Genomic DNA, 25,995 nt, shown 5'->3' with positions numbered 1-25,995 from the left:
GGACCTTTTAGCCCTCGTACATGAATATGACCCTTTCAATAAAGGATATCCAGGCTCCTATTGCGGATGAAATGAAAGCTTTCGAGCAGAAGTTTCGCCAGTTTATGAAAAGCGAAGTAATGCTTTTGGACCAGATCATGAACTATATCGTGAGGCGGAAAGGTAAACAGCTGCGCCCGATGTTCGTGTTCCTGTCCGCGGGAGTTTGTGGTGATATTGCCGAATCGACCTACCGCGGTGGTGCGATGATCGAGTTGCTGCATACGGCTACTCTGGTACACGACGATGTGGTGGACGACTCGAACTACCGTCGTGGATTCTTCTCTGTCAATGCATTGTGGAAAAACAAGATCGCCGTACTGGTGGGGGACTACTTACTGTCACGTGGCTTATTGCTTTCGGTCGATCACGAAGAGTTCAAAATCCTGAAAATCGTTTCTACTGCCGTTCGCGAGCTCAGCGAAGGCGAGTTGCTGCAAATCGAAAAGGCGCGGAGACTGGATATTAATGAAGAAGTTTACTACGAAATCATCCGGCAGAAAACCGCTTCGCTGATCGCGTCATGCTGCGCAGTCGGGGCCAGCTCGGTAGGCGCTGCAAAGGAAGTGGTGGACAAAATGCACGCATTCGGCGAGAAGGTGGGTATGGCGTTCCAGATCAAGGACGACCTATTCGACTACGGCGAAGACGAGATCGGCAAGCCGCTGGGCATCGATATCAAGGAGAAAAAAATGACGCTCCCGCTCATTTACGCACTCAACCACGCATCCTGGATGGAAAAACGCCGCATTATCAACATTATCCGCAACGAAAGCCACAAGCCCAACAAGGTAAGCGAGGTCATCGCATTCGTGAAAGAATCGGGCGGATTGCGTTACGCGCAGGAGGTGATGGAAAGGTATGTGAAGGAGGCGCTCACGTTACTTAATGAATTCGCCGATTCGCCGCACCGACGGTCGCTGGAACAGCTCGTTCAATATACGATTGAGCGGAGCAAGTAAAATTTTGAATGAGTGAATGTGTGAATGAGTGAATTTTGAATGACCGAATGATTCAATGGGTTGCCGTGGAATGGAATGCGTGAATCGCGTAGCGATATAATATTGGTAGTAAATAATGTCGCCCGTTTTTCAAAATCCCGTCAGGGATGCAACAACAATAACACGTGGCTGCGTAATTCCGGAGCATTGTTGTTACATGCCTAACGGCATTTAGTGCGGCACATTGACTCATTGCTCATTGAATAGGAAAATATATAAGTAAGTATAATAATATAACTAGCCTTTTAGTTATGTTTGTGTGCTCACTTAATATTGCCTGTCATGAAAATATTCCTAACTATTTTTCTTCTCTTCGCCGGCTTTGGATTGCTGGCGCAGCCTGTGGTGCTCAGTCGCAAAGATGCGGAGGCGAAAAAGCTCTGGCGCAAACTCGACAAGGACTTCGATAGGCCCGATGGCGCTCAACTGGAAACGCCGTTCAGTATGCAAAAGGCATTTCAGGATATGTATGAGCAAATGCTCGACAAAGAGAAATTCAGCAATCTTACTTTTTGGAACACCCTTTACCTGAATGCGGAAGGGAAAATCGACTACCTCATTTTCGACATCGGAACCCAGCGTTTCAGGATGATGAATGGCAATCAGGAGGACGGGCCTAAAAATAAGGACTCGCTGTCGGCTATTATCTCAGCCAAAATTACGCCTTACCTTGCCAAGATCGTCTCGCGGAGGACCGTGGGCTCGAAAGCCGTGCTGACTACATTTGTGAGTTTTCAACCCGAAGCGTCACAAGAACGGGAAACGCAAAAAGACAGCACAATAACCGGCCTGGCGAAGGCGCTGGCGATGAAAGATACGCTGAAAGTAAAGTCGCTGAACCTGGGCCAGAGCCTGTTGACAGCCGTTCCCGACGTGGTATACCGCTTTCCAAATGTGGAAGAGTTGTTTTTGGTTGACAATGACATTGAAACCGTGTACCTCGACATGGCCCGACTGCCGAAACTGCGGCACCTCGATCTGAGCAAGAATATATTGCGGGACAACAGCATTAATATCAGTAAAAACAAGTCGTTGCAACTGCTCAACCTGCAAAAGAACCTCATTACCGACATTCCGCGTGCAGCACGGAATTGCAAAAGACTCGAAACACTCTGGCTCGGAAACAACCGGATAAGCGGCCTGACTGATGCTAGTTTCCGGAAACTGAAACCCGTGAAAGATATTAATTTCTACAAAGCCGAACTCACTGCATTACCCAAAGGCATCGGCAAAATGCGCAACCTGGAAGTGCTGGATGTTTATTATAATAAGCTCGAAACCTTGCCGAAATCAATCACGAAGCTGAAACGCCTGACTCACCTCGCTGTTTCCCATAACCAGCTCACTGCATTGCCCAAGCGTATCGACAAGCTGAAAAGCGTGCATACGCTTTATGCCCATCATAACCATTTGAGCAAGCTTCCCGAGCGCATTACCCGCATGAAGGAATTGCGCATTGTCGACCTCGGATACAACTGGCTCACCACATTTCCGGCCGAACTGGTAGCATTCACCAATTTGCAGGAACTCGATCTGTCGTCCAACAACTTCCCGGATTTCCCCGTGCAGCTTTTGCAGATCCGGAAGCTCGACAAGCTGCATTTACGTGGCAACCCGTTTTTAGGACAGGATGCCGAGCGTAAATACAGCGAGCAGTTGAGTCAGCTTAAAAGCAAGAATATCGAGGTGTTCTATTAAAGATTCCACCAATAGGTGAATTTGAGAACGATCGCGCGGTTCTTGACCCGGAAGTTCTCAGGCAGATAGTTGTCGGTATAAACGATAAAAAGATCGGACGCCGGCTTGTAGCGCCATTGCAGACGGGCATTCAGGTTGATATTGTCGGCCTGGTTGTTGTACTGCATGAATGTCGTGAAAAAGAGGCTGTTCGTAAAGGTCACGTCCACGCGTGGGCCTACGAGCCAGAGCTGGGTGCGTTTCCAGGGCTCGGGAAGGCGGATATCGTTGTAATTACCGGCCATCGTAATGGCTACGTAGGGCTGCACGCGGTAACCGAGCTCAGCTTTGAGGTTGTTGCGCTTGCCATTCTGGTAATACCCGCCCAGGATACCCGATGCGAGGTAGGTAAATCGGTTCTGCGGACCGGAAACGATGTCGAAACCAACGGCTTTCCAGTTGTGTTCGGTACCAGTGGCCAATGTGGAGCCGCCCAGGTTCGTAGGATCGAACGGGCGCAACAAACGCACGTAATTGCTCGAACCCCACAGTGCTATCGTCGCACGGTTGATGAAGTTGATGTTGTAGGACAAAATGAATTCCTTGTCGCTCACATCAAACTTCTTATCCCAGTAAATATTGCTCACGAGCTTGGGGCCGTGGCTGATGATTTTGTTGTGCTTAATGAAAAACAAATAGGCGACGTTGGGGCTGATTTTGTAATAGCCCATCCGCACGGCATTGGGCACGTAACCTACTTCCGCATTGTAATTCTTGCCCACATACTCGTGCTGCCATTGCCATATTAAGTTCGCTTTGGTGAATTTCAGGTCGGCGGCGTGGGTGAAATCGTCGGAGGATTTGCCCGGCGTGAACGATTTCAGGAACATTACCTTTCCGGTCCAGAGGTTTTTGGCGCTCGCCAGGTTAAACTCCGCACCGATGTTCCGGTTGTAACGGTTGGTGGCTGAATGCCTTTCCAGGGTGTAATTAGTCGCGTCTTTGTTTACGAATATGAACCGCACATTGGAACGTGCCAGCAACTGCCGTTGCAATGCGAACACGGCGTAGTTGTTGTGGGGTGTCAGCGTATCGTTGGCGCCGGTTTGCACATCGAGCACACCTATGCGCCAGTTTTTATTGATTTTACCGCTCATTCTGGCACCAAACTGGATCGGCACCCCCAGACCAATGCGCCGCGAGAAGAACGGCCGGATGGTAGCGTACCCGAAATTGGCAAAAAGATCGGCGTTTTCGAGGAAGAATTGCCGGCGCTCGGGGAAGAACAGCTCGAAACGGTCGAGGTTGGTTTGCTGCACGTCCACATCCACCTGTGAGAAGTCGGGATTGACGGTCAAATCGAGATTGAGCGACGGCGTTAATCCGATTTTTACATCACCCCCTATCGTGGGTTTGTATTTGGTAGGAAGGTCGTTCTGGTGGTCCTTGGTCATGCGCATGGCCGCGTAGGGGATCACCGAAATGTTCGGGCCCGGCGTCGGTGGAGGCGTGTCCCACACGAGTACACCCGTATACGCGAGCGACGCGGAGGGGAACTGGCGCGGCACCGGCGCCCAGGAAGATTTTTCGGAGATCGTCAGGTCCTGACGACTGAAATTGATTCCCCAGCGCGAAATACCGGGCTTGTAACGGATACTTTTAAACGGAATGGCTGCTTCCCACACCCATTTGTCGTCCTCGTTCTTCACAGCGCTCACCCATTTATTATCCCAGCTGAGATCGACGGTACCGCCGTCGCCCTGCTGGCCGTCCCAGGGCGCACCTGCCGCATTTGCACCGAATGAAAAACCGTTGGTTTTGTCATCGAAGGTGTCCATAAAAAGCAGGAAGTTATCGTTTTTCCCGAATGCAAAGTCGCGTTTGAGCGACTCGACGATCAATGAGCCATTGACGGGCTTGTAGTTGACCACCAGGATGTACAGGTTGTGTTTGTCATAACACAGTTTCACGTCGGTCAGCGCCTTGGAAAAGCTGGTATCCATCGGCGTGATCATAAAAAAGTCTTTGGCTGTTTCGGTGGCAGACCATGCCGCATCGTCTGCTACGCCATCAATTTTGATGGGTGAAGTGGCAGAATGGATGTGGTACTGGTAGTTTTCGTTCGGCTTCTGGGCAATGCTTTGGAAAATGATGAAACAGAAAATGAAAGGGGTTAGGATAAAGGTACGTAGCACTTGGTTCAGGGGATGTTTAGGAATATAAAAGGTTCATGGATACTCAGTTTCTGAACCAGCGGGAATCAGCATAGAAAGTCCCGAATGGTACCAGCGAAGAAAGGAACGATAAAGCCGATTTTTTGAACGACCAGCTTTTTTCAGTGGCAACCTGGATGAGCAGGAGGACAAAGAGGATGAAGAGTACACCGTGCGCCATGCCCACAATACGCACAGCCTGCGGGATACCCGCAAAGTATTTAAGGGGCATTGCGACGCCCAGGAGTACGATAAAAGAAATGCCTTCAAGAAATGCAATGATGCGCAGGCGGCCTAATGCCGATTTGATCAGTTCGGATACCATAGGAAATCAGAATAGGGAAATACAATTTACCGGCAAAGATACACATCAAGCTCCTTGAAACGCAGGAAGTTCGAAAAAGCTTTTGCCCGGAAATGTTACATTTTGTGATTATGTAACTGGTAGTTTAAATAAATTTTGACAAATATCTGTTTTATAAAATTTTATTCTGCGTAATGTTTGTTTTTAGTCTAAAAATTGCATTATTGGCAATAAGAGCACCTTATTTCGATATTATGAAACGAATCTACCAAACATGGCTTTTCGTGTTCCTCTCCTGTTATTGTTATGCGCAGGGCCTGAAAGTGACCGGGAAGGTTACCGATGAAAAAGGGGACCCGCTGACTGGCGCCTCCGTTCTGGAAAAGGGTACCGGCAATGGTACCGTTACCGATGGAAATGGCGCATACAGCCTTACCGTGGGCTATAACAATGCGACGCTCGTGGTGACCTACGTTGGTTACAACAAACTGGAAAGAGAATTGAACGGCGCTGCCAGCCAGGATTTTGCGCTGGCAGACGCCACGGTACTGAACCAGGTAACGGTGGTCGGTTCACGAAACCTGAACCGCTCCTCGACCGACACGCCCGCGCCCGTGGATGTGATCGACATCCGCGAGGTAACCACCAAGCAGGGGCAGCTGGATGTGAACCAACTTTTACAGTTTGCTGCGCCTTCTTTTAACTCCAACCGCCAGACAGGCTCCGACGGAGCCGACCACGTCGACCCGGCTTCGCTGCGCGGGCTCGGTCCCGACCAGACGTTGGTACTCATCAATGGTAAACGCCGGCATCAGTCCGCATTGGTCAACCTCTTCGGCTCGCGCGGGAGAGGGAACACCGGCACCGACCTGAATGCCATTCCCGCCGCCGCCATCGAGCGTATCGAGATCCTGCGCGACGGCGCGGCTGCACAATACGGCTCGGACGCCATTGCGGGGGTGATCAACATTGTTTTGAAAGAAACGACGAACCAGCTGGCCGTGAATGCAAACGCCGGAATGTTCAAGGCGAAGTATCGTTTCGACGACAAGTCGTTTGATGGATTGAACTACAATGTCAATGCAAACTACGGTGTGAAGATCGCGAAAAAGGGGTTCCTCAACGTGACAGCCGACTATAACTCCCGCGACCATACCAATCGCGCCAACACGGTGGCCAGTGAATCGGACCTTGCCCGCCGGCAGTATGGCGATCCAGAGATCCGCAATGCGGCGGTGTACTATAATGCGAAAATACCGGTAGGCAGTAATTTCCAGGTTTACAGCTTCGGGGGCCTCAACGAGCGTAAGGGTGATGCGTACGCGTGGACGCGCTTCGCGGACGACGACCGGAATATCCCTTCCATTTACCCAAATGGCTTTGATCCGATCATTACCAGTAAGATCAAGGACCGCTCGGTAGCAGCAGGTATTCGCGGCGTCTGGAAATCGTGGGATATTGATTTGAGTAATACCTATGGTTTCAACAAGTTTCATTTTGGAGTTAAAAACTCGCTGAACAGGTCGTTAGGCGAGCGTTCGCAGACTTCGTTCGACGCGGGCGGTTTTCAACTGGGGCAAAATGTGGTTAACCTGAATATCAGCCGGTATTATAAAACCTTTATGCAAGGCCTGAACGTTGCTTTCGGGGCCGAATTCAGAAAGGAACGCTACAAGATCTTTGCGGGTGAGGAGGCTTCTTACCGCAACTATGATCCCGAATTTGCAGGCGGCTCCCAGGGGTTCCCCGGTTATAGCCCGGCGGATGTGACGAACCGCAGCCGTTCCAATGTAGGCGCTTATGTAGATCTGGAAGCCGACGTTACCAAGCAGTTCCTGATAGATGTAGCCGGTCGTTTCGAGCGTTACAGTGATTTCGGTAGTACTTTAAATGGTAAGCTGGGCTTGCGCTATAAGGTTACCGAAGCATTGGCGCTGCGTGGGTCGGTGAGTACAGGCTTCCGTGCGCCGTCGCTGGCCCAGAAGTATTTCAATTCGACATTTACCAATTTCGTGAACGGCCAGCCTGTGGAGGTGCTGCTTGCAAACAACAATAGCGCCGTAACGAAGGCATTGGGCATTCCCCAGTTGAAACAGGAAACATCCTTGAACGGCAGCCTGGGGATCACCTTCACGCCGGCCGCAGGACTTTCTGTAACGGTCGACGGGTATTATGTGAAAGTAAAAGACCGCGTGGTGTTGACGGGCCAATTTAGTGATGACGATGAGGATATCGGCGATTTGCTGAAAGCCCTGCGGGTAGGGAAGGCGCAATTCTTTACCAATGCATTGGAGTACACAACCACCAAAGGAGTGGACGTAATCGTGGCACATTCGGCGGCGCTGGGAGCCGGGAGGCTCAGCACCACCGTAGCTGCGAACTTTAACTGGATGGAATTAGGTCCGGTGAACACGGTACCGAAGCTGGCCGGCAAAGAAGACATTTATTTCGACGAGCGCGAACGCCGTTTTGTACTGGCCTCGGCACCGCCTTCAAAAATCAACCTCACTTTCGACTACTCCGTGAGCAAGTTCAGTGCCATGCTGCGGTTTATCCGTTTCGGCGAAATCAAGTTGGCGAACTGGGACTATATGATCGATACATATAGTCCCAAAGTTCAGACAGACCTTACTCTGAATTATAAGTTTACCAAAAATGTGTCACTGTCGATCGGCGGCAGCAATATCTTCAACGTGTACCCCGACAAGTTCCAGCCCGCCCTGACCGAATCGGGCGGTGCCTGGGACCCTGTGCAAATGGGTAGCAACGGGGCGTTTTTCTTTACCCGGCTTGGATTGAGGTTTTAAACCGCTGTAATCTCTGCCGCTGCCATTTCGCCGGTGACCACCGCGCCTTCCATGAACCCCTGCCAGTCGGCGAGGTGTTCACCGGCGAAAGAGGTGTGCAGGAAAGGTTTCTGCAATGCAGGACGGGTGGTGTACCACTGGTTCAACCCGTACATGGCATATGCGCCTTGTGAAATCTTGTCGGTTCCCCAATAGTAATTGGCTTGCGACTCGATCAACTTTTGAGCCTTCGGGAAATAGGGGTTGAGCGTTTGGCCCAGCATTTGCTTTTTCCAGTCGTCGTTTTGCGCGGAAATGAGCTCAGCTTTTTCCCCGATCGTGTAGGAAATCAGCACGCCCTTTTGCGATGGCTGATTTTTGGTAGCGTGGTAAAAATAATGCGGTGTCTGGTCGGTAATGAGGTCGAAGCTTTCGTCCTTCCAGAAACGTTTTTTGAACAAAATGGCATTCTTGTTGATGCGTGCATATTGCAGCTCGTTAATGGCCTGAATCTTCTCTGCCGGCAAGCCGGGTTCCCATTGAATGTTCCGGATCGCAAATGTCGGAATGGCGCAGATAAGCTTGTCGGCTTCGAAAGTCTTGCCATTTTCGCAGGTTACCTTCACCGTATCTTTTTGTTCGATGCGTTTCACGGCATGGCCGGTCAGCACGCGATCGTTTCCAATCTCTTCCGCAAATTTCTTAGCGAGCATGGTATTGCCGCCCTGCATCTTCAAATCCATTTCGTTCTTTTCGCTGCTTTCTGCGAATGTGGCCAGCGCAATGTAGGCCGATACGTGCCGGATACTCTCGCCGAAATCGGTGCTGTCGAGCAGTTCCCGGAAGATAAGGTCTTTGCCCTCGCAGCCATTGTTGACGAGGTAGCGCCACCAGTCAATGCTGTCGAGTTCGACTTTCTGTTTCTCGTCCAGCTTTTTGTAGCCTTCGAGCAGCGTTTTTATTTTAGCTTTCCAGTTATCCGTGAAATCCCACGCATTGGCCTTGGAATATTGGTTCTGGTAAATGAGATGGGTATCGAACTGGTTGTTGAGGAGTGGTATTTTAAATTGGTCGCACAACGCGCGCACCCGCTCGTGGGAGTTGCCTACCCACTCGGCGCCGAGTTCGACAACAAGGTTTTCTTTGGGATCAATCGTATGGGAGAATACCCTGCCGCCGATACGGTTCCGGGCTTCGAGCACCGTGACATCGACATTTTTCTGTTTCAGGGCATAGGCGGCGGCCAGCCCGGCGAAACCGGCGCCGATCACGATCACGCGGGTTTGTTTGCCAATGTAAATGTTTCCGAAAGAGCGGGAAGAAATAATTGAAGCACCTGCGAGCAGGGCTGATTGGCGCAGAAACTCGCGCCGGGAGGTCTGTTGCGGCTTGTCCATGATGTAATGAGGTCGATTGAGTGCCGCAAATTACAGACCTATATACGCAACTCAAATAAACCTTTAGCGAGAGGCTGGTTTACTTAGTTTCTGGTATTCAAAAGAAAAGCGTTCCGGTTTTTGAAGGCCGGAACGCTTTGTAATGTATTTCAAATGAATCGCTTATGCGGTTTGCACTTTCGGCTTTGCTTTGGCCTTAGGTTCCGCAGCTGCGCTTTCCTTGTTACGCATTTTGACGAAATCCCTGAACCGGCGGATGGTAGCCATCACGAAACCGATAACGAGTACGAATGTACCGAGCCACAGGATGTTGATCAATGGCTTTTCGGTCGCTTTCATGACGATGAAATCGCGCTGGGTGGTATTTACACCGAACGTGAACTGGCCTGTTTGCGGGTTGATTTCGTTGAATTGAATGCGCATGCCCAGCTCGTCGCTTACTTCCGGCTTGCGCGCCACCATGCGGTCGCGGATTACGAAAGAAGGTGTCACCACAAACTCCTTGTCCTTATCCAGCACGCGGATGATCGCCTTCACAGCCGCATCGCCCGGACCGAGTTTGATCCCTTCCACATCTTCGGTGCGCACCACGTTGTCGAGAATGGCCACGTAGTCGTTTACGAAGAATGTATCGCGAAGGTTGATCGTAAAGTTCTCGCTCTGGCTCCAAACCGGCTCTGCGGTCGGGTTGGTCACCATTGAAACGTAGGTGTACAAATCCTTATCCACCTTGCGCTGAATATCCGGCGAAGACACGATCCCTCCCATACGCGGGTTGATCTGCACGCGCGGGAAGAGGGTGAATATCTTGCCCGAAGGCTCGCGGTATTCGATTTCGTAATAGAAGTTTTCAGGGAAGATTTCGAGTGTATCACCCTTTTTGTTGTACTTCTTTCCATCGATTTCAATGTCACGCAAAGCTACGGCGTGGAAATCACCTTCAACAATATCCACCCAGCTCTTTGGAATGTAGCCCGGGATGTTGCGTGGCTCTACGCGTACGTCGCGCCAGGTGAGCATATAATCACCCATTTTCTCAGGTTTGTTGAGCCAGAGGGTGATGTTTTCCTTATTCTCCTTGTTGTCGTTGGCTGTAAATTCCTCACTGCGGGAGATCATCAGGCCTGAGTTGTTGATCGAAACGACTTTGGTATAAGCCGACGAGAACAAAATACCAATCAGCATCAGCGCCACACCAATGTGCGTAATTGCGCCGCCCGAAAGGTTATAATTTCCACGGATAATGTTCAGCAGGATATTGCCGTTCGCCACGATCGCAAAGATCGAAGTCGTTAGCAATGCGATGTATTGAATATCGCGAACCTGTTTGAATGTAATGACCGCCGCGCTGATCAGCAATGCCACCAATAGCGGGTTGTACAATGCCTGCAACTTGCCTTTGCCTGTTTTTTTCCACCAGAAATACTGACCTACGCCCGTCAAAACGATGATCAATGCAAAGAACCAGAGCTGGAATTTGTTATAGTGCGCCACCTGGTCGGCAGGTAGTGCCATATTCAATACGGCACCGAATGCTTCCGCGATTTTGTTATAAACCGGAATGGAAGTGGTAGCGATGATCTGGAAGCCGGAAAGGCAAAGTAGTGTAGCACCGATAAAAATCCAGAATTCCTGTGAGTAGGTCGAAACCTCTTCTTCATCACTCGGCAAAGACTTCCAGCGTGCCACCAGCAAGCCGATCGACACGATCATGAATGTGAAAAGGTAAATCAGCAACTGACCCGAAAGACCAAGGTCGGTGAACGAGTGTACCGAAGCATTACCGAGCACACCGCTGCGGGTCATGAATGTCGAATAAAGTACGAGAATAAATGTCGCGATGGTGAGGATGAACGACGTTTTCAATGCAGTCGCATTCCGTCTTGCGATAATCATTACGTGTACCGCCGCTACGAGTACGATCCAGGGGACGATGGATGAGTTCTCAACGGGATCCCAGTTCCAGTAGCTCCCGAAGTTGAGCGTTTCGTAAGCCCAGTAGGCACCCATTAATATACCCACACCTAAAACCAGTGCCGAAAACAACGACCATGGCAATGCAGGACGGATCCATTCGTGAATCTTTTTGGTCCAAAGGCCTGCTATCGCAAACGAGAACGGGATGAGCGTGCTCGCGAAGCCCAGGAACAGGGTAGGAGGGTGGATCACCATCCAGTAGTTCTGCAACAATGGGTTGAGACCGTTACCGTCTTTCGGGATGAAATTCGGGTCCATTTTGTATACCGGCAAGTCGGGCATTACCTCTTTCAGCAAGAGGAACGGCGTAGAACCGATTTTAAGATCGAGGCCGGGGATTACCACACCGAGGATCATCGACGTGAGAAATGCCTGTACCAATGCGAAAACGGTCATAACCGGTGCTTCCCATGAGCGATTTGAGAAAATCAATATCGCGCCGAGTACCACGTTCCAGAAAATCCAGAGAAGGAAGCTACCTTCCTGGTCCTGCCAGAAACTGGAAATGGTGTAGCCCGTAGGCAGGGACAGCGAGGAGTTTTTCCACGCGTAATGGTATTCGAAATAATGGTTACCGATGATCCAGTAGAGCGAGAACACCACACCGATCACGGCTGCCAAATGCACCCAGAACACGCCGCGCGCAAACTTTTTCCATGTTTGCGTTTCTTCTACGGTACCACCTGCAATGCCCGCCTTGAAATAAGCGAACGTCGCCAGAATGGCCGTTACAAACGCGACTATAACCAGCAGGTGCCCTGCACTTCCGATCGTACTGTGAATCATGATTGTTTTGCAGTATGTTCCGTGGTTTCCATTTTACCGTTTTCGTATTTCGACGGGCATTTCATGAGGATTTTCTCGGCTGAAAATGAGCCGTCCCGCATTTTGCCTACTACTACGACCTGCTCGGATTTGTCGAAATCCTGCGGTTTGGTGTTTTTGTAGACCACTTTCTGTTCCACATTATTGTTATCAACCAATGTGAAAACGAACAGGTTAGGGTCAATTTCGGGGCGGTACTCCATTTCCAGGATCTGGCCCGCAGCGTCTTTTTTGAGTTTGCCTACTACGTGAATGCTCTCACCGTCACCATCCGCAGCCATTTCTTTGGCTTTGGTAAAATCGACATAAGTACTTGCATCACCGGCGGTTGAAACAATAATACCAATTGCAACCGCAATGACCACCAATCCGAATATCTGTATCTTTTTCATAGGGGCTTACTTGATATTGAGGTCTTTTTCAATCTTTTTCAATTTGGAATCGATTCGGAAGAGGTTGACAGCCAATCCTGCGAAAACCACGGCTACTACCGCCACCACGACCCAGATTTTGCCATCGGCACGGAGCCTGTCGGCCATTTCGACGGAAGTGTCGCCCGCCTGTGCGAACAAGTTGCCGGAAACCGCCAGCAACGTCAGGAGGATGAGGGAAATTCTTTTCATTGTATATATGAGTGGACTAAACCTTAACGAAAATTTACTTTGAAACGTTTGTAAATGGGCCAAATTGGGCCAAAATGCTCAGAGCTTGCCCGATTCGATCAATGCTTCCTCCCGCACACGATTGATTTGCTTGATGCGGATTCTCAGCTCCGCAATCCACAATCCGAGCAGGATATAACCGATCACGGCAGGGTAAAATACCTTGCGGATATTGTTGTCGAAATCATAAGATCCGAATGTACTATTGCCGCCGCTGCCCGGGTGCAAAGAGTCGGTGAGGCGAGGCAGGATGTAAATGATCGGGATGAAAACCGCGAATGCAAAAATGTTGTAAACCGAAGAAATCCTTGCACGGCGCTGCTCGTCTTCGAAGGAGCTTCTGAGCAAGAGGTAGGCGAGGTAAATGAGGATACCCACTGCCGCACCATTCAGTTTGGGATCGTTCGGCCAGGGATCGCCCCACGTGTAATTGGCCCATACGGAGCCCGTCAAACAACCTAGTATTCCGAAGAAAATAGCGGCTTTCGCTACTTCGCTCGCGATGTCGTCGTCTTTGATATTGCCCTTCGTTAAATAGCGGATTGAAAATACCATCGACAGCAGCAGCAGCGTCGTCATGGCGAGCCACAAGGCTACATGGAAGTAGGTATTGCGGATACTTTCATTGATAATGGCAAGGCGTGGAACGGGACCGATAAATCCCATGATGATCACGTAGAAGATGATCACAACACAGAGGATTTTCCACCAGATCTTTCTCATTTTAAACTAGTGCTTTAAAAGTTGTGCCCTGTAACCTGTTGTTTTTCAGCTTCTCCATAAATAAGGAAAAAGCAGGTAGCTGAGCGTAATTACTATCAGATCGATCGATAATAGTGTGGTGATTTCATCCGTGCTGACCGACCAGTCGAGACCGTCCATGGCATTTTTGGCCAAACGGATCGTCATAAGCAGCATCGGCAGGATGATCGGGAAACTGAGCACAGCCATGAGCGTGGCGCTGTTGTCGGCCTTCGACGCTATGCCTGCAATGAGTGTGAGAACGGATGCAAAACCGGTGGACGCCAACAGGATGCAGATCGAAAACAGGCCATTGTCCTGAATAGGGTTGCCCATTACAAATGCGTAGAACACAAATCCTAGCACCGACAACACCGCCATAACCAGCGAGTTATAGATGATTTTGGAAATGATAATGGCTTGGGGGCTGCACAGGTTGTAATAGTAGAGCAAGCGCCCGTGGCGTTCCTGCGAAAAACTTTTGGCAATGGCATTGACCGCCGTGAAGAGCAGAATAATCCAGAACAGGGTATTCCAAACGATCGGGGTCAGCTGATTTCTGCGGAGATTAAAACTGAGATAACAAACAAATACGGTACTGACCACGTAAAGCAGCATTCCACTGATGGCATATTTCTGGCGCCATTCCAGTGTTACTTCTTTCCAGATCAGGGTCTTAATCTCGTTCAAGGTGATATGGTGTCGGCTTCGGGCCAGAGGCTTTCCGCTTTCGATTTACTTGTTGATTGTAACCAGCGTCGCTTTTTCCGGCTTCGGTACTTCGTTTCGCGCTGCAAAAGTACGACACAAAGCCGGAGGGAAATAATAAAACGGTCAGGATTTTGAATGATTTGGCGAACGGTAGGCACATTAGCAGGAGTAAAGTTTGATTTACCGACTGAGAGTGCTTTATTTGTACTTTAAATAAAATGAATCTAAATAAGGAACGTATGTCGGCTCGTACCGTTTCCCACCTTAAAAAGGGTGAAAAAGGCATAATCAAATCATTCACAGACCGTGCAATGTCGCTCAAACTGCTCGAAATGGGCTGTTTGCCGGGTTGTGAAGTGCGGCTGGATGCGATTGCGCCTTTCGGTGACCCGATCTGCATCAACGTCGGCGGGCATTACAGCCTGTCGCTCCGTTTGAACGAAGCCGCAGTGATTGAATTAGAGTAAAGATTGCGTTCCGCATACAGCCTCTCCATTGAAACAGGGAAATATTAAAGTTGCGCTGGTAGGTAACCCGAATGCCGGCAAGTCTACGCTATTTAATGCACTCACCGGAATGCGCCAGAAAACAGGCAATTTCCCGGGGGTGACGGTCGAGAAGAAATCAGGGACATTCCGCATTGCCGCCGCCAACGGGCACGACGACGCGCACGTGACGCTGGTCGATTTGCCGGGTACATATAGTATTTATCCCAAATCGAAGGACGAAACGGTGGTGATGGATATCCTGGCCAACCCACAGCACCCCGATTTTCCCGACGTGGTGGTGATTGTGGCTGATGCTTCCAACCTCCAACGGAACCTCTTGCTTTTCACCGAAATCAATGATCTGGGTATTCCGTCGGTATTGGCATTGAATATGCTCGACGTAGCCGAAAGTATGAACCTGACCGTGAATGCGGTACAACTTGCGATGCAGCTCAATGTGCCTGTTGTGCGCATCAATGCGCGTACGGGCGAGGGCATGAAAGGTTTGAAAGAGGCCGTAAAACAGGTTGTGGAGCGCACGGAAAAGCCTGCTCTGCAATATTTCTATCAACCCAAAGACAATGAGATAGGGCTGATCAATGAGGTAAAGGAGATTCATCACCTGGACAATGATTACGTTGCGCTGCAATATGTTTGCCAGCACGATAACTTTTCTTTCCTCGAACAACCTGTAAGGGCCAGGCTTGATGCGCTGATCGAGAAATATGGTTTCGATGAAAACAACTTCCTTGCTAACGAGACCATCGCCCGCTACGAGAAAATCAAACCGATCGTTTCCAAAGCCGTCAAATCCGAAGGCGCTACCGAACAACCCTACTGGACACGGAAGCTGGATAGCATCCTGCTGCACCGTGTTTGGGGATATGTGACTTTTGCATTGGTATTGCTCGTTGTGTTCCAGGCTATTTTCGCCTGGGCGTCTTACCCGATGGATATGATCGATGCCGGCACCGCCGCCGCGATTGAATGGGTGAAAGGCGCGCTGCCCGCGGGAGTCCTGAACGACCTCATTACCGACGGTATCATGGCCGGTATCGGGGGGATCATCATATTCATTCCGCAAATAGCGATCCTTTTTGCATTGGTCGCGATCCTTGAAGAGTCCGGTTATATGGCCCGCGTGATGGTAATCATGGATAAGCTTATGCGCCGTTTCGGGCTCAATGGCCGCAGTGTGGTACCACTCATTTCGGGTGTCGCTTGTGCGGTTCCGGCCATTATGACCACACGCAGCATCAGCAGTCGCTATGAACGTTTGCTGACGATCCTGGTGACGCCTCTGATGAGTTGTTCCGCACGGTTACCCATTTACGCGATCCTGATAGCCGTAGTGGTACCGGAGTCGAAAGTATTGGGGATATTTAATGTACAAGGACTTGTGCTCTTTGGGCTTTACCTGCTCGGTCTGCTGGGTGCATTAGGTTCCGCCTGGCTGCTATCATTATTTATTCCAAGAAAAGAGCCTAGTTATTTCATGCTAGAAATGCCTTCCTACAAGCTGCCGCGCTGGGGGCATGTCGGGTTTACGATGTATGAAAGCGTGAAATCCTTTGTGCTGGAAGCCGGGAAGGTCATTATGGCGATCTCTATTATCCTTTGGGTGCTGGCATCCTACGGCCCGGGAGATAGCATGAATGTGGCCGAGCAGCAGGTTGTGACATCGATGCATACCGCGCCGCAGGAAGAAATAGACGCAGCGGTAGCGTCGGCGCGGCTGGAAAGTTCCTATGCAGGTCAATTCGGCCGTTTCATCGAGCCGGTGATCAGGCCGATAGGCTACGACTGGAAAATCGGCATCGCATTGCTCGCGTCTTTCGCGGCGCGCGAGGTATTTGTGGGTACGATGGCGACGATTTACAGCATCAGCGGTGACAGTGAGGATGTGCTTACCGTAAAGCAGAGACTCATTCAAGAAAAAAATCCGGAAACCGGCGGTCTAATGTTCACCCCCGCAGTTTGTTACTCGCTATTGATATTCTACGTATTCGCCATGATGTGTATGAGCACCATCGCCGTAGTCTACCGTGAAACCCACGGCTGGAAATGGCCGCTCATCCAGCTCGCCTATCTGAGCACGCTGGCGTACGTTTCCGCGTTTGTGGTTTATCAGGTTTTGAGCTAAAATGTATAGAGGGTATTTATTTTGCCTAGTTCGAGATAAAAAAACTGGTTTTTATCAATATCCCCAATCAATGCAAGATGCTCCGAAAAGAGTTCGATCAATGCATCATTTGAAATGTTCCCGAGGCTGACGCGGATTAGCTTTCGGGGTGTTCGACGGAGTAGAAATGAGGCACGGAAATCCTCATCCTTGCTGATGACGATCCATTGATTTTGATCGGCTATCGCGCAAATTTCGGAGTCGTTCGTATGCCATTTCGCAGGTAACTGGTTTACATGCCTGGCGGAATGCCCTTTGCTTTGAAGAAACTTCGATAGTTTAATTGGTATTGAACGTCGCAGAGGGAGTTCATTACGCAGCTTCGTTGATAGCACGACCTGATACCAGCATCTTGGCATAATTTAAGCTAGCCAAAATATCTTTTCTTTCAAGTTCAGGATGATCTTCGAGAATTTCTGCGATCGACATTCCGGAACCCAACATATCGATAATGACCTCGACAGGCCAACGCATTCTCCTGATACAAGGTTTGCCGTGACAAATGCCCGCGTCGATCGTGATTCTTTCGAGATATTCCATAAACCGCAATGGATTGGTTAATCAAATTTAACTCAAATCAAACGAGTTACCAACCCAGGTGCTCTACCACATCCGAAGCAATCAGTGCCGTTTGCCCGCGGGCTTCTGCGGCGCGGTCGCCGGCGAGGCCGTGCTGATATACGCCGAGAATAGCGGCATCAGCCGGGGCGTATTTCTGCGCGAGCAAGCTCGTGATAATGCCGGTGAGCACATCGCCGGTACCGCCGGTAGCCATGCCCGGATTACCCGTCGAGTTGAAATGGACTTCGCCGTTGGGGAGAATAACAGCGGTGTTCGCACCTTTCAGACAGATAACTATTTTGTATTTGGCAGCAAATGCCTGCGCTTTTTCCAGCCGTTCATACTCGTTGCTGCTCTCGCCTGCAAGCCTTTGAAACTCCTTGGGATGCGGTGTTAAAATAGTGTTCTCGGGTAGCTTGTAAAGCAAATGCCGGTTGGTAGCCAGGATATTCAATGCGTCCGCATCGATTATTAAAGGTACTTTGATCTGCTCCAATACTTTTTCAAGCATTTTCCCCGTCGCTGTTTCCTGACCAAGACCAGGTCCGATACCGATCGCAGTAGCCGATGAGAGGTCGGGGATCTTGCTGATGTATTTTTCCGTTTCATCCACGGTCGCCATTGCTTCCGGAACAGAGATTTGCGTGATCTCATACCCACACGCGGGCACGTGCATTGTGAGCAGGCCGACTCCCGAGCGCAGGCAAGCTTTTCCCGAAAGAACCGCAGCGCCCATTTTGCCAAAACTTCCGGCAATGATCACGGCATGGCCAAAGGTGCCTTTGTGTGAGAATTTTTGTCGGGGCTTAATGCGTTTTTCGGCTTCAAACTTGTCGGTGAAATAGTACGGAGTGCCGGTGTCGGCCATGTACCGGGTGCTCAGGCCGATGTCCACCACATGCCATTCGCCAACGTATTCGGCATTCTGCGGAAGCAGAAATGCGAGTTTGGGCAGCTGGAATGTAACAGTGTATCTCGGCTTGACGATCACATCGGCGGGGCCGTTGGGTTGGTCGGTGTAAAGCCCGCTGGCAATGTCGACGGACACAAGCCTGTTTGGTAATGCATTCAGATACTGAATGACCATGCTTAATAAGCCTTCCGCCGGCCGCGACAGGCCGGAGCCGAGCAATGCGTCGATACATACGACTTTGCTGCCCAATTGCGGGAGATCGTTTTCGGAGTGAATGCGGCGGGGCGTGAGGTGGTTGCCAAGCCGCGAGTAGTTCTGGCGAAAATCGTCGGTGGCATTCAAGGTGTATTCCACGACGAATACCTGCACATCGTAGCCACAAGCACTCAGAATGCGCGCGATCGCCAGGCCGTCGCCGCCATTGTTGCCTTTGCCGCAAAAGACAGCAATAGGGCGCGTATTGACATATTGATTACAAAACCAGCGTACAAATGCCTGCGAGGCGCGCTCCATGAGGTCGATGGAAGCAATAGGCTCGTGTGCGATCGTGTAGGCGTCCATCGCCCGGATCTGTTCTACATTGAAAATCTTCATGATAATCACGCGAAAAGCTTTTTGTTACCGACAAATAGTGCTAGATTTGCACTCGTTTTCTCAAAAGCTGTTTTGAATGAAGGGGCGTCACCCCGTCCGCTGGGAGCAAGCTATCATTTTAAATCCATAAAATCACTCGTCATGAGCGAACTTATTAAACTCGTAGAAGCTACGATTGAAAATCGTAAATCCGAGTATCCTGATTTCAAATCAGGCGACACGATCAACGTTCACGTGAAAATCCGTGAAGGTAACAAAGAGCGTATCCAGCAGTTCCAAGGTACCGTTATGCAGCGTCGTAACGTAAACGGAGCTGGCGAAACTTTTACAGTACGTAAAATTTCAAACGGTATCGGTGTTGAGCGTGTTTTCCCAATCCTTTCACCAAGCATCGCGAAAATCGAATTGATTCGTCGTGGTAAGGTACGTCGTTCACGTCTGTTCTTCTTGCGTGGCCGTCAGGGCAAAGCCGCTCGTATTAAAGAGCTTAAAACCACGAAGTAGTCCAAAAGACCTTCGGGAACAAATTTTAAAACCCTGCAAGCGAATTTTTCTTGCGGGGTTTTGTTTTTGAACAAAACCCCGCCGTCAGTTGAAACTGACGTGACTGGATTAAATCTATGACCGTTGGTTTTAACCGACGGCTAACGACCGCTATTATGAGTATCGCTTTTTATAAATACCAGGGTACCGGCAACGACTTCGTCATGATCGACGACCGTGCATTACAATTCCCGGTTTCCAAAGAACTGATCGCCTCGATCTGCCACCGTCGTTTCGGCGTGGGCTCCGATGGCCTTATTCTGCTCCAAAATGCCGAAGGCTATGATTTTCGCATGGTGTATTTCAACGCCGACGGCGGCGAAGGCAGCATGTGCGGCAATGGTGGCCGTTGCGTGGTACGCTTTGCCAACGATCTCGGACTTTTTAAGGATAGTACCAAATTTATCGCTGTCGACGGGGAGCACGAGGCGACTGTCTCGGGGGACACGATCCGCCTTAAAATGTCGAACGTGAATGGCGTGGAGCAATATGAGGAGTACGACTTCATGAATACCGGCTCGCCGCATTACGTGACCTACGTCGAGGATATCAACGAAGCCGATGTGGTAAATATCGGCAGCGAGATCCGATACGGTTCGGTGTACGGCCCCAAAGGCGGTACAAATGTGAATTTTGTGGAGGTAATCGAAGACAACCACCTGAGCGTGCGTACCTATGAGCGCGGCGTGGAAGACGAAACATTCTCATGCGGTACGGGTGTGACCGCCTGCGCGTTATCCGCGCACATGCGTGAAGGATGGGATGGCCCTGTAAAAGTGGAGACGATCGGCGGAACGCTGGCAGTGGAATATGAGGATGCCGGCGAAGGTCAATTTAAAGAGGTTTACCTGATAGGCCCTGCAGTGCGCGTTTTTGAAGGAACGCTCGAAGTGTAGTAGGGATAAATTACAAATTAAAAAGCCTCGCAGATCACAGGGATTTGCGAGGCTTTTTAATTTATTCGGACTCGATAATGCCGCCTTTCACGTGATAAATCTGTTTGTCGGCCCACTCGGGAATGCGGCAGTAATCCATCGCGGCTACTTTGCTGCGGACGCCGTTGGTACAAATGACGACGATCGTCTGATACGGCGCTACCAGAGGCCGTTTTTCCCTGATCTCCGCCAGCGGAATATTGATTCCTCCTTCATTGAATTCCTCAAATTCCCAGCTTTCACGCACATCCACAAGCACGGCGTCGGCACTTTGGGTCAATGCAAGAGCTTGCGGAAGATCGATCTCCGAGTAAGTTTTTCTTGACATACTGCTGATTTACCTGCTCACCGCGTAAGGATGGTCGTTCACTACCGGGATATTCTTCGCGATCAGCTTATGAATATCTTTCAGGTACGGCTTTTCCTCCTTGTCGCAGAACGACATCGCAATGCCTTTCGCTCCTGCGCGGCCGGTCCGGCCAATGCGGTGAACGTACGTCTCCGGAATGTTCGGAATTTCGTAGTTGATCACGTGCGTCAGGTCGTCGACATCGATACCGCGTGCGGCGATGTCGGTCGCTACGAGCACACGGGTGGTCTGGCTTTTGAAATTCTTCAATGCATTCTGGCGGGCCGTCTGCGACTTGTTGCCGTGAATGGCTTCGGACGTCACGCCTGCTTTGCGCAACACTTTCACCACTTTATCAGCACCGTGCTTGGTACGGGTAAATACCAGCGCCGTCGCAATCGATTCGTCTTTCAGAATGTGCAGGAGCAGTGAGTTCTTGTCTGATTTATCTACAAAAAATACGGATTGACGAATCGTGTCGGCGGTAGATGAAACCGGGGTAACTTCTACTTTCGATGGGTTCCTTAAAATGGTACCTGCCAGGGTAACAATTGCCGGAGGCATGGTGGCAGAGAAAAACAGCGATTGGCGCTTGTTAGGCAACAATTTGATAACCTTCTTCACGTCGTGTACAAAGCCCATATCAAGCATACGGTCGGCTTCGTCGAGTACGAAAAATTCCAGTTGATTCAGTTTAATGAACCCCTGGTTAATCAAATCGAGCAAACGGCCCGGCGTAGCGATGAGTACATCCACGCCCTTCGCCAATGCGTCGGTTTGCGGTTTCTGGCCTACACCACCAAAAATAACGGTATGCTTCACACGTGTATGACGCCCGTACGCAGCGAAACTCTCGCCGATCTGGATCGCCAGCTCGCGGGTAGGTGTCAAAATCAATGCACGGATACGGCTTCTTTCAAATTTCCCCACCGGGTTTTCGTGCAGCAATTGCAGCATCGGAATCGCAAAGGCGGCGGTTTTGCCGGTACCTGTCTGCGCGCAGCCCAGCAAATCTTTATTTTCTAAAATAACCGGAATAGCTTTGGCCTGGATGGGAGTGGGAGTGGTGTATCCTTCTTCTTGGAGAGCCCTTTTGATCGGCTCTATGAGTTTTAAATCCTGAAATGTCATTTGGTCTTTTTAATGGCTGCCTGATGATCATCCATTTTAAACGCAGCCTGCATAATATGAATCGGCCTGTCTGGCCAGGTGTATAACAGAAGTATGTTTTTAAACGTTCAGTGAGTATACTTCGCAAAAATAGTCACTATTCACTTAAATTTGATCATCGTTCATCAACGCAGCAACACTATGAGCAGAATTCTTACCCTCACATTTTTACTGTCGCTTTTCTTCGCGGCCGCTCACGCACAGGATGTCCTGGTCCGGAAAAACGGTTCCACCATTGAAGGGAAAGTGGTGGAAGTAGGTATCGACAAGGTTTTGTATAAGATCAGTCAGGAAGCGAATGCGGCCAATTTCGTAGTCAGGAAGAATGAATTGCTGCGCATCGAGTTCGGGAACGGTCAGACAATCTGGTTTGATAAACGCGCCGAGCGTGGTAACGCAAGGAGCCGGGAACGGAATGAGCCCATCGTTCAGGATGAAGAACTGGGTAAGAACAAACTGGATTTTTCACCTTTCAAAGCGTTGGACAGCGGCCCCGGCTTCGGTATCAGCTATGAGCGGATCCTCGACAAACGAGGCTATTTCGGGTTACTCTTGCCGTTTACATTGACCATTCCCGACAGTTATTACCTTCCCTCGATCGGCGAAGATTCCGACGACCAGATGTATTATTTCTCACCCAGCTTGAAAGTTTATCCATTTGGCCAGAAACGCGTTACCTATGCGGTCGGCCCGACGCTGTTTACCGGATTTGGTACAAAATGGCAGTACACCAACAAATACGATCCTTTAAGCGGCGTTACCACCAGCACAGAGGAAAAGCGCGATCGCTTCCGAATGGGAATGATCGTCAATAATTATGTCAACTTCCAGATTACCCCGCATTTTCAGATTGGCCTGAATGCCGGAGTAGGCCCACGGTACCTGGATCGTGAGAAATATCGATCGAGCAGTTATCGTAACGGACGCATGGAAATCACCGGTGAGTTCAACTTCAATCTCGGTTTCCGGTTCTGATCATTTCACGACGCGGAAAATTGGATAGCGCATATATTCCTTTTCCGCATAATCCGAATTTTGGTAGATAAAATCCAGCTGCGCATTACCGCTCTTGGCAAACTCTTGATCGGTTTTGCGTTTCTCGTCGAGCTTTGCTTTCAGGTCGGGTGATTTTTGGAGCAAATCAGCGGCCAGGTCCTCAAAAACATAACCTGAATAATGCTCCTTCGCCTGTAAAATGGTGTCAAAAAAGTTCCATTTGAAAAACGAATCGACAGCCTTCGGTTCGAGGGTTTCGATAATGTAGCGGTTGGTCGACTGGTTCACAGGAACAAACCAGTCGCCTTTTTTGAATGGCAGCTTTTGCTTTTCCGTCCTGATTTTCACCGACGTATGCCAGTAATGCCCTTCAAACGGCTGCTTTGGCGTTTCCAGCTCTTCGATGTAATAAGTTTCCACATCCATTTGAGCGTCTTTGTCGAGGGCTTTCATTTCCACGCCGTTCAATCGCAGCAGCGCGATGATATTATGCCAGCCTTGCGGAATGATATACGCCTCGGGCCGCGTGACTACATCCAGCGGCACATAGGTGTCGTAGAAAGGAATATCCTTCGTAAATGGTTTCGAGCGGTCGTAATGCAGCCTGGGCAAGCCGCTCACTTCACTGGGAATGTACTCCGGCTCGTAGCCTTTGAATGCAATCGTGGATTGTTTTGATTTGTCCACCTGCCAGGTAATGGCAAACTTCTCCTGCTTTTTAACGGCCTCCTTCGCCTCATTCCGCAGTTTCAGCAGCGCCTTCCGATGTGCGGCAAGGAACTTGATATTGCCGTGCAAATAGGCATAGGTCGATTTTACACGCTGATCGTACGGTTTCAGCATATGTGTTTCGGTCATCACCCCGATGGTATGAAACAAAGCCGCATAGCCGGTAGAATACCGTGGCCAGTCGGGGAATTGGACAAAACCTTTGTCGGGTGTCTGCCCGTAAGCATTCACGTAAGGTGTCGCTTCGAAACCGGCATCTTTTAAATGCTTGTACATATAGGGCAGAAAAACCTTGTCGTTGAAATCGCCGAGCGGGCCGCCGAGTTTGTCTTTCTGGGCATAGTCGAGTGTCATTACATATTGGTAATCGGCCCCGTTGCTCACGTGCGTATCCGCGAAGAGATCGGGATCGAGCTCGTGGAAAATGGCCGCGAAACTACGGGCATTGCGCGTGTCGGATTTGATGAAATCCCGGTTCAAATCGTAATTCCGCGCATTTCCACGGAAACCATATTCTTCCGGGCCTGCCTGGTTGGTACGCGTGGTGCTGTTGCGGTTCAATGCGCCTCCGATATTGTAAAAAGGAATAATAGCCACGACAATGCTATCCAGCTCGGGAAATTTGGATGGATTGACGAGCATATCGCGCAACAGCATCATCGAGGCGTCTACGCCGTCGGGCTCGCCGGGGTGAATAGCATTATTGATAAACAGGATAGCTTTCCCCTGGGCTTTCAGCTTTTTAATGTCGAAGACCTTGTTTTTCGAATACAATAGCAAATGTAACGGCCGGCCGCTGTCGGTAGGGCCTTTCTCCTGCATTTGTACCTGCGGGAAGTTTTGTGCCAGCTGCCGGTAATAGGCAATACCCTCCTGGTAGGTTGGAGTTTGCTTGCCGCCGCTTTTTTCAAAACGGGTCTGGTACTGGGCTACGGCGTGAAACGCAATGGCCGGTAGGATAGTCAGGAGAATCAATGTCAGTTTAGATCGCATGAATGGAGTGAAATATCAGTGTTTGTACTGTTCGAGCAGGTGAAGGTAGGGGTGTAGGCCGTGGTGGATAAAAACGTTTTGATCCGAATCTTCAAACTGCTTATAGTACGTATTATCGGCGAGGAGTACGATCGTCGGGCCGGTGCGTACGTAGTTGCTGCTTTTGTAAAAGGCCGGCGACTGGTATTCCGGCAAGTTTTTAGATACAATCTTCCCTGCAAACTTCCCCAGGTATTTCTCGTAGTTGCGCTGTGCCTTTTCGCTGGGCTTTTTCATCCCCTTGTAAGCGTGCCGCATGCCGATGCGCGCAATGAGTTTTTGCTTCTTGATAATGCCGTCGATATTCTTGAAAGGATTGGTATTGTTGAAATCGCTGAGGATCTGCACAGAGAATGGGACTTCTGGCACCCAGTCTGCCGAGTTGACCACATTATAGCCCCAGCCGCCGTCGACCAGGTGCTCGTACTCGTAGGCGAAGTAGGTATTACCCACTTTCGGCGCCGCGCTGGCGTAGGTTTTGAAACGAATATCTTTCGGCAAGGTTCCCTGCTTTTGGAGCGAATACAAATGCGCCGTCATCAGGTAACTGAGCGCCCCGCCCTGGCTGTGCCCCATGATGAGGAAGTCCGTGACGCCGGTTTTGTACAATGAATCGATTCGGGGAACGATATCCCGGGCGAGATAAGCTGCACCTACCAGCCATCCGATATGCACGGCTGCTTTGGGGGTATCGGCCAGATGGTATTTAAATGTATAGTCTTTGGAAATTTGCAATTCCCCGCGGGCCGGTACCATCGCAGCGTAGAAATTTTCCAGCCAACCCACGGCATTCAACGTCGTGCCGCGGAGGTTGATCACCCCCACTGGCGAAGATTTGCTTTTCCATAGGCCCCACCGATTGTCGAGGCCCATTACCGGCGACATGTAAACGGAATCGTACTGCGTAGGTCGCGGGATTTTGAACTTCTGACGGTTGCTCATCGTGGTGTCGTACAGCAGCGCGTGCGCATAAACAAGTTCCTGGTATTCGGCTTTATCGAAACCGGGTTTCAGTTTCGCAACTTGTGAAAACCCAGGCTGGAAGGTAGATACAGCGGATATCAGAACAACAACAGGGAAGAAATGCCTGATCAGGCACGGTTTGAAACTTGCCAGGGTCTTTTGCATGGTCGATAGGAAGCGTTGAATAACGAGGCAAACTTTGAGTCG

General features: G+C 50.1%; 23 protein-coding genes. 8 read left to right on the top strand and 15 right to left on the bottom strand.

The genetic code is table 11. From position 1 onward, the window contains the following. Positions 1–26 precede the first annotated feature (26 nt). On the top strand, positions 27–1,001 hold the full coding sequence (locus CLV60_RS13790; RefSeq protein ID WP_106595955.1) for a polyprenyl synthetase family protein: 975 nt from the start codon (positions 27–29) through the stop codon (positions 999–1,001). 321 nt (positions 1,002–1,322) lie between these two features. Further along, positions 1,323–2,738 (top strand): leucine-rich repeat domain-containing protein, encoded by a 1,416-nt coding sequence (locus CLV60_RS13785; protein ID WP_229210965.1) that lies wholly within the window; start codon positions 1,323–1,325, stop codon positions 2,736–2,738. Here CLV60_RS13785 and CLV60_RS13780 read toward each other — a convergent pair. Together CLV60_RS13780 and CLV60_RS13775 are read right to left on the bottom strand one after the other, a co-directional pair. After that, complete coding sequence (locus CLV60_RS13780; protein WP_106595954.1) at positions 2,735–4,912, bottom strand: DUF5916 domain-containing protein; 2,178 nt, start codon at positions 4,910–4,912, stop codon at positions 2,735–2,737. The genes CLV60_RS13785 and CLV60_RS13780 overlap by 4 nt on opposite strands. A gap of 43 nt (positions 4,913–4,955) precedes the next feature. Further along, positions 4,956–5,255 (bottom strand): DUF3817 domain-containing protein, encoded by a 300-nt coding sequence (locus CLV60_RS13775; RefSeq protein ID WP_106595953.1) that lies wholly within the window; start codon positions 5,253–5,255, stop codon positions 4,956–4,958. A 233-nt stretch (positions 5,256–5,488) separates the two neighbouring features. Here CLV60_RS13775 and CLV60_RS13770 point away from each other — a divergent pair, with 233 nt between their 5' ends. After that, positions 5,489–8,041 (top strand): TonB-dependent receptor, encoded by a 2,553-nt coding sequence (locus CLV60_RS13770; protein WP_106596218.1) that lies wholly within the window; start codon positions 5,489–5,491, stop codon positions 8,039–8,041. Here the strand turns inward: CLV60_RS13770 and CLV60_RS13765 are convergent. From CLV60_RS13765 to CLV60_RS13740, 6 genes are all read right to left on the bottom strand, one after another. After that, on the bottom strand, positions 8,038–9,417 hold the full coding sequence (locus CLV60_RS13765; RefSeq protein ID WP_106595952.1) for a flavin monoamine oxidase family protein: 1,380 nt from the start codon (positions 9,415–9,417) through the stop codon (positions 8,038–8,040). The genes CLV60_RS13770 and CLV60_RS13765 overlap by 4 nt on opposite strands. Before the next feature lie 162 nt (positions 9,418–9,579). After that, positions 9,580–12,180, bottom strand: a complete 2,601-nt coding sequence (ccsA, locus tag CLV60_RS13760) for a cytochrome c biogenesis protein CcsA (protein WP_106595951.1) — start codon at positions 12,178–12,180, stop codon at positions 9,580–9,582. Continuing rightward, on the bottom strand, positions 12,177–12,611 hold the full coding sequence (locus tag CLV60_RS13755) for a cytochrome c maturation protein CcmE domain-containing protein (protein WP_106595950.1): 435 nt from the start codon (positions 12,609–12,611) through the stop codon (positions 12,177–12,179). Before CLV60_RS13755 ends, ccsA (CLV60_RS13760) begins: the two co-directional genes overlap by 4 nt. Positions 12,612–12,617: 6 nt before the next feature. Then, complete coding sequence (locus tag CLV60_RS13750; protein WP_106595949.1) at positions 12,618–12,842, bottom strand: CcmD family protein; 225 nt, start codon at positions 12,840–12,842, stop codon at positions 12,618–12,620. A gap of 78 nt (positions 12,843–12,920) precedes the next feature. After that, on the bottom strand, positions 12,921–13,604 hold the full coding sequence (ccsA, locus tag CLV60_RS13745) for a cytochrome c biogenesis protein CcsA (RefSeq protein ID WP_106595948.1): 684 nt from the start codon (positions 13,602–13,604) through the stop codon (positions 12,921–12,923). 45 nt (positions 13,605–13,649) lie between these two features. Next, positions 13,650–14,312, bottom strand: coding sequence for a heme exporter protein CcmB (locus CLV60_RS13740; RefSeq protein ID WP_177193984.1), 663 nt, complete (start codon positions 14,310–14,312; stop codon positions 13,650–13,652). 260 nt (positions 14,313–14,572) lie between these two features. Here CLV60_RS13740 and CLV60_RS13735 point away from each other — a divergent pair, with 260 nt between their 5' ends. Both CLV60_RS13735 and feoB read left to right on the top strand, forming a co-directional pair. Beyond that, positions 14,573–14,800: a FeoA family protein gene (locus CLV60_RS13735; RefSeq protein WP_019942477.1), complete on the top strand. Its 228-nt coding sequence runs from the start codon at positions 14,573–14,575 to the stop codon at positions 14,798–14,800. Positions 14,801–14,828: 28 nt separating this feature from the next. Further along, on the top strand, positions 14,829–16,964 hold the full coding sequence (gene feoB, locus CLV60_RS13730) for a ferrous iron transport protein B (protein ID WP_106595947.1): 2,136 nt from the start codon (positions 14,829–14,831) through the stop codon (positions 16,962–16,964). Here the strand turns inward: feoB and CLV60_RS13725 are convergent. Genes CLV60_RS13725 through CLV60_RS13715 form a run of 3 tightly spaced genes read right to left on the bottom strand, consistent with a single transcriptional unit; the run spans position 16,961 to position 19,071 of the window. After that, complete coding sequence (locus CLV60_RS13725) at positions 16,961–17,362, bottom strand: DUF5615 family PIN-like protein (protein ID WP_229210963.1); 402 nt, start codon at positions 17,360–17,362, stop codon at positions 16,961–16,963. The two genes, feoB and CLV60_RS13725, sit on opposite strands and share 4 nt — an antisense overlap. Next, positions 17,316–17,543, bottom strand: coding sequence for a DUF433 domain-containing protein (locus CLV60_RS13720; protein WP_106595946.1), 228 nt, complete (start codon positions 17,541–17,543; stop codon positions 17,316–17,318). Before CLV60_RS13720 ends, CLV60_RS13725 begins: the two co-directional genes overlap by 47 nt. A 46-nt stretch (positions 17,544–17,589) precedes the next feature. Next, positions 17,590–19,071, bottom strand: a complete 1,482-nt coding sequence (locus CLV60_RS13715; RefSeq protein WP_106595945.1) for an NAD(P)H-hydrate dehydratase — start codon at positions 19,069–19,071, stop codon at positions 17,590–17,592. Positions 19,072–19,212: 141 nt separating this feature from the next. Here CLV60_RS13715 and rplS point away from each other — a divergent pair, with 141 nt between their 5' ends. Both rplS and dapF read left to right on the top strand, forming a co-directional pair. After that, positions 19,213–19,575: a 50S ribosomal protein L19 gene (rplS, locus tag CLV60_RS13710; RefSeq protein WP_015814531.1), complete on the top strand. Its 363-nt coding sequence runs from the start codon at positions 19,213–19,215 to the stop codon at positions 19,573–19,575. Between the two features lie 155 nt (positions 19,576–19,730). After that, the gene (gene dapF, locus CLV60_RS13705) at positions 19,731–20,510 is read left to right on the top strand and encodes a diaminopimelate epimerase (RefSeq protein ID WP_106595944.1); all 780 of its coding nucleotides are present in this window, start codon (positions 19,731–19,733) and stop codon (positions 20,508–20,510) included. 61 nt (positions 20,511–20,571) lie between these two features. On the opposite strand, the gene CLV60_RS13700 is transcribed toward dapF, so the two are convergent. Both CLV60_RS13700 and CLV60_RS13695 read right to left on the bottom strand, forming a co-directional pair. Further along, positions 20,572–20,877 (bottom strand): rhodanese-like domain-containing protein, encoded by a 306-nt coding sequence (locus CLV60_RS13700; RefSeq protein ID WP_106595943.1) that lies wholly within the window; start codon positions 20,875–20,877, stop codon positions 20,572–20,574. Positions 20,878–20,886: 9 nt separating this feature from the next. Further along, positions 20,887–22,029 (bottom strand): DEAD/DEAH box helicase, encoded by a 1,143-nt coding sequence (locus tag CLV60_RS13695; protein WP_106595942.1) that lies wholly within the window; start codon positions 22,027–22,029, stop codon positions 20,887–20,889. 180 nt (positions 22,030–22,209) lie between these two features. Between CLV60_RS13695 and CLV60_RS13690 the strand changes: the two genes are divergently transcribed. Beyond that, positions 22,210–23,043: a hypothetical protein gene (locus CLV60_RS13690; RefSeq protein ID WP_106595941.1), complete on the top strand. Its 834-nt coding sequence runs from the start codon at positions 22,210–22,212 to the stop codon at positions 23,041–23,043. Here CLV60_RS13690 and CLV60_RS13685 read toward each other — a convergent pair whose 3' ends face one another. Then, the gene (locus CLV60_RS13685; RefSeq protein ID WP_106595940.1) at positions 23,044–24,786 is read right to left on the bottom strand and encodes a M14 family metallopeptidase; all 1,743 of its coding nucleotides are present in this window, start codon (positions 24,784–24,786) and stop codon (positions 23,044–23,046) included. Positions 24,787–24,801: 15 nt separating this feature from the next. Then, positions 24,802–25,953, bottom strand: coding sequence for a lipase family protein (locus CLV60_RS13680; protein ID WP_106595939.1), 1,152 nt, complete (start codon positions 25,951–25,953; stop codon positions 24,802–24,804). Positions 25,954–25,995: the final 42 nt, after the last annotated feature.

It is taken from the genome of Dyadobacter jiangsuensis (genome assembly GCF_003014695.1).
Taxonomy (GTDB): domain Bacteria; phylum Bacteroidota; class Bacteroidia; order Cytophagales; family Spirosomataceae; genus Dyadobacter; species Dyadobacter jiangsuensis.
This window is presented reverse-complemented; position numbering and strand designations above follow the sequence as displayed.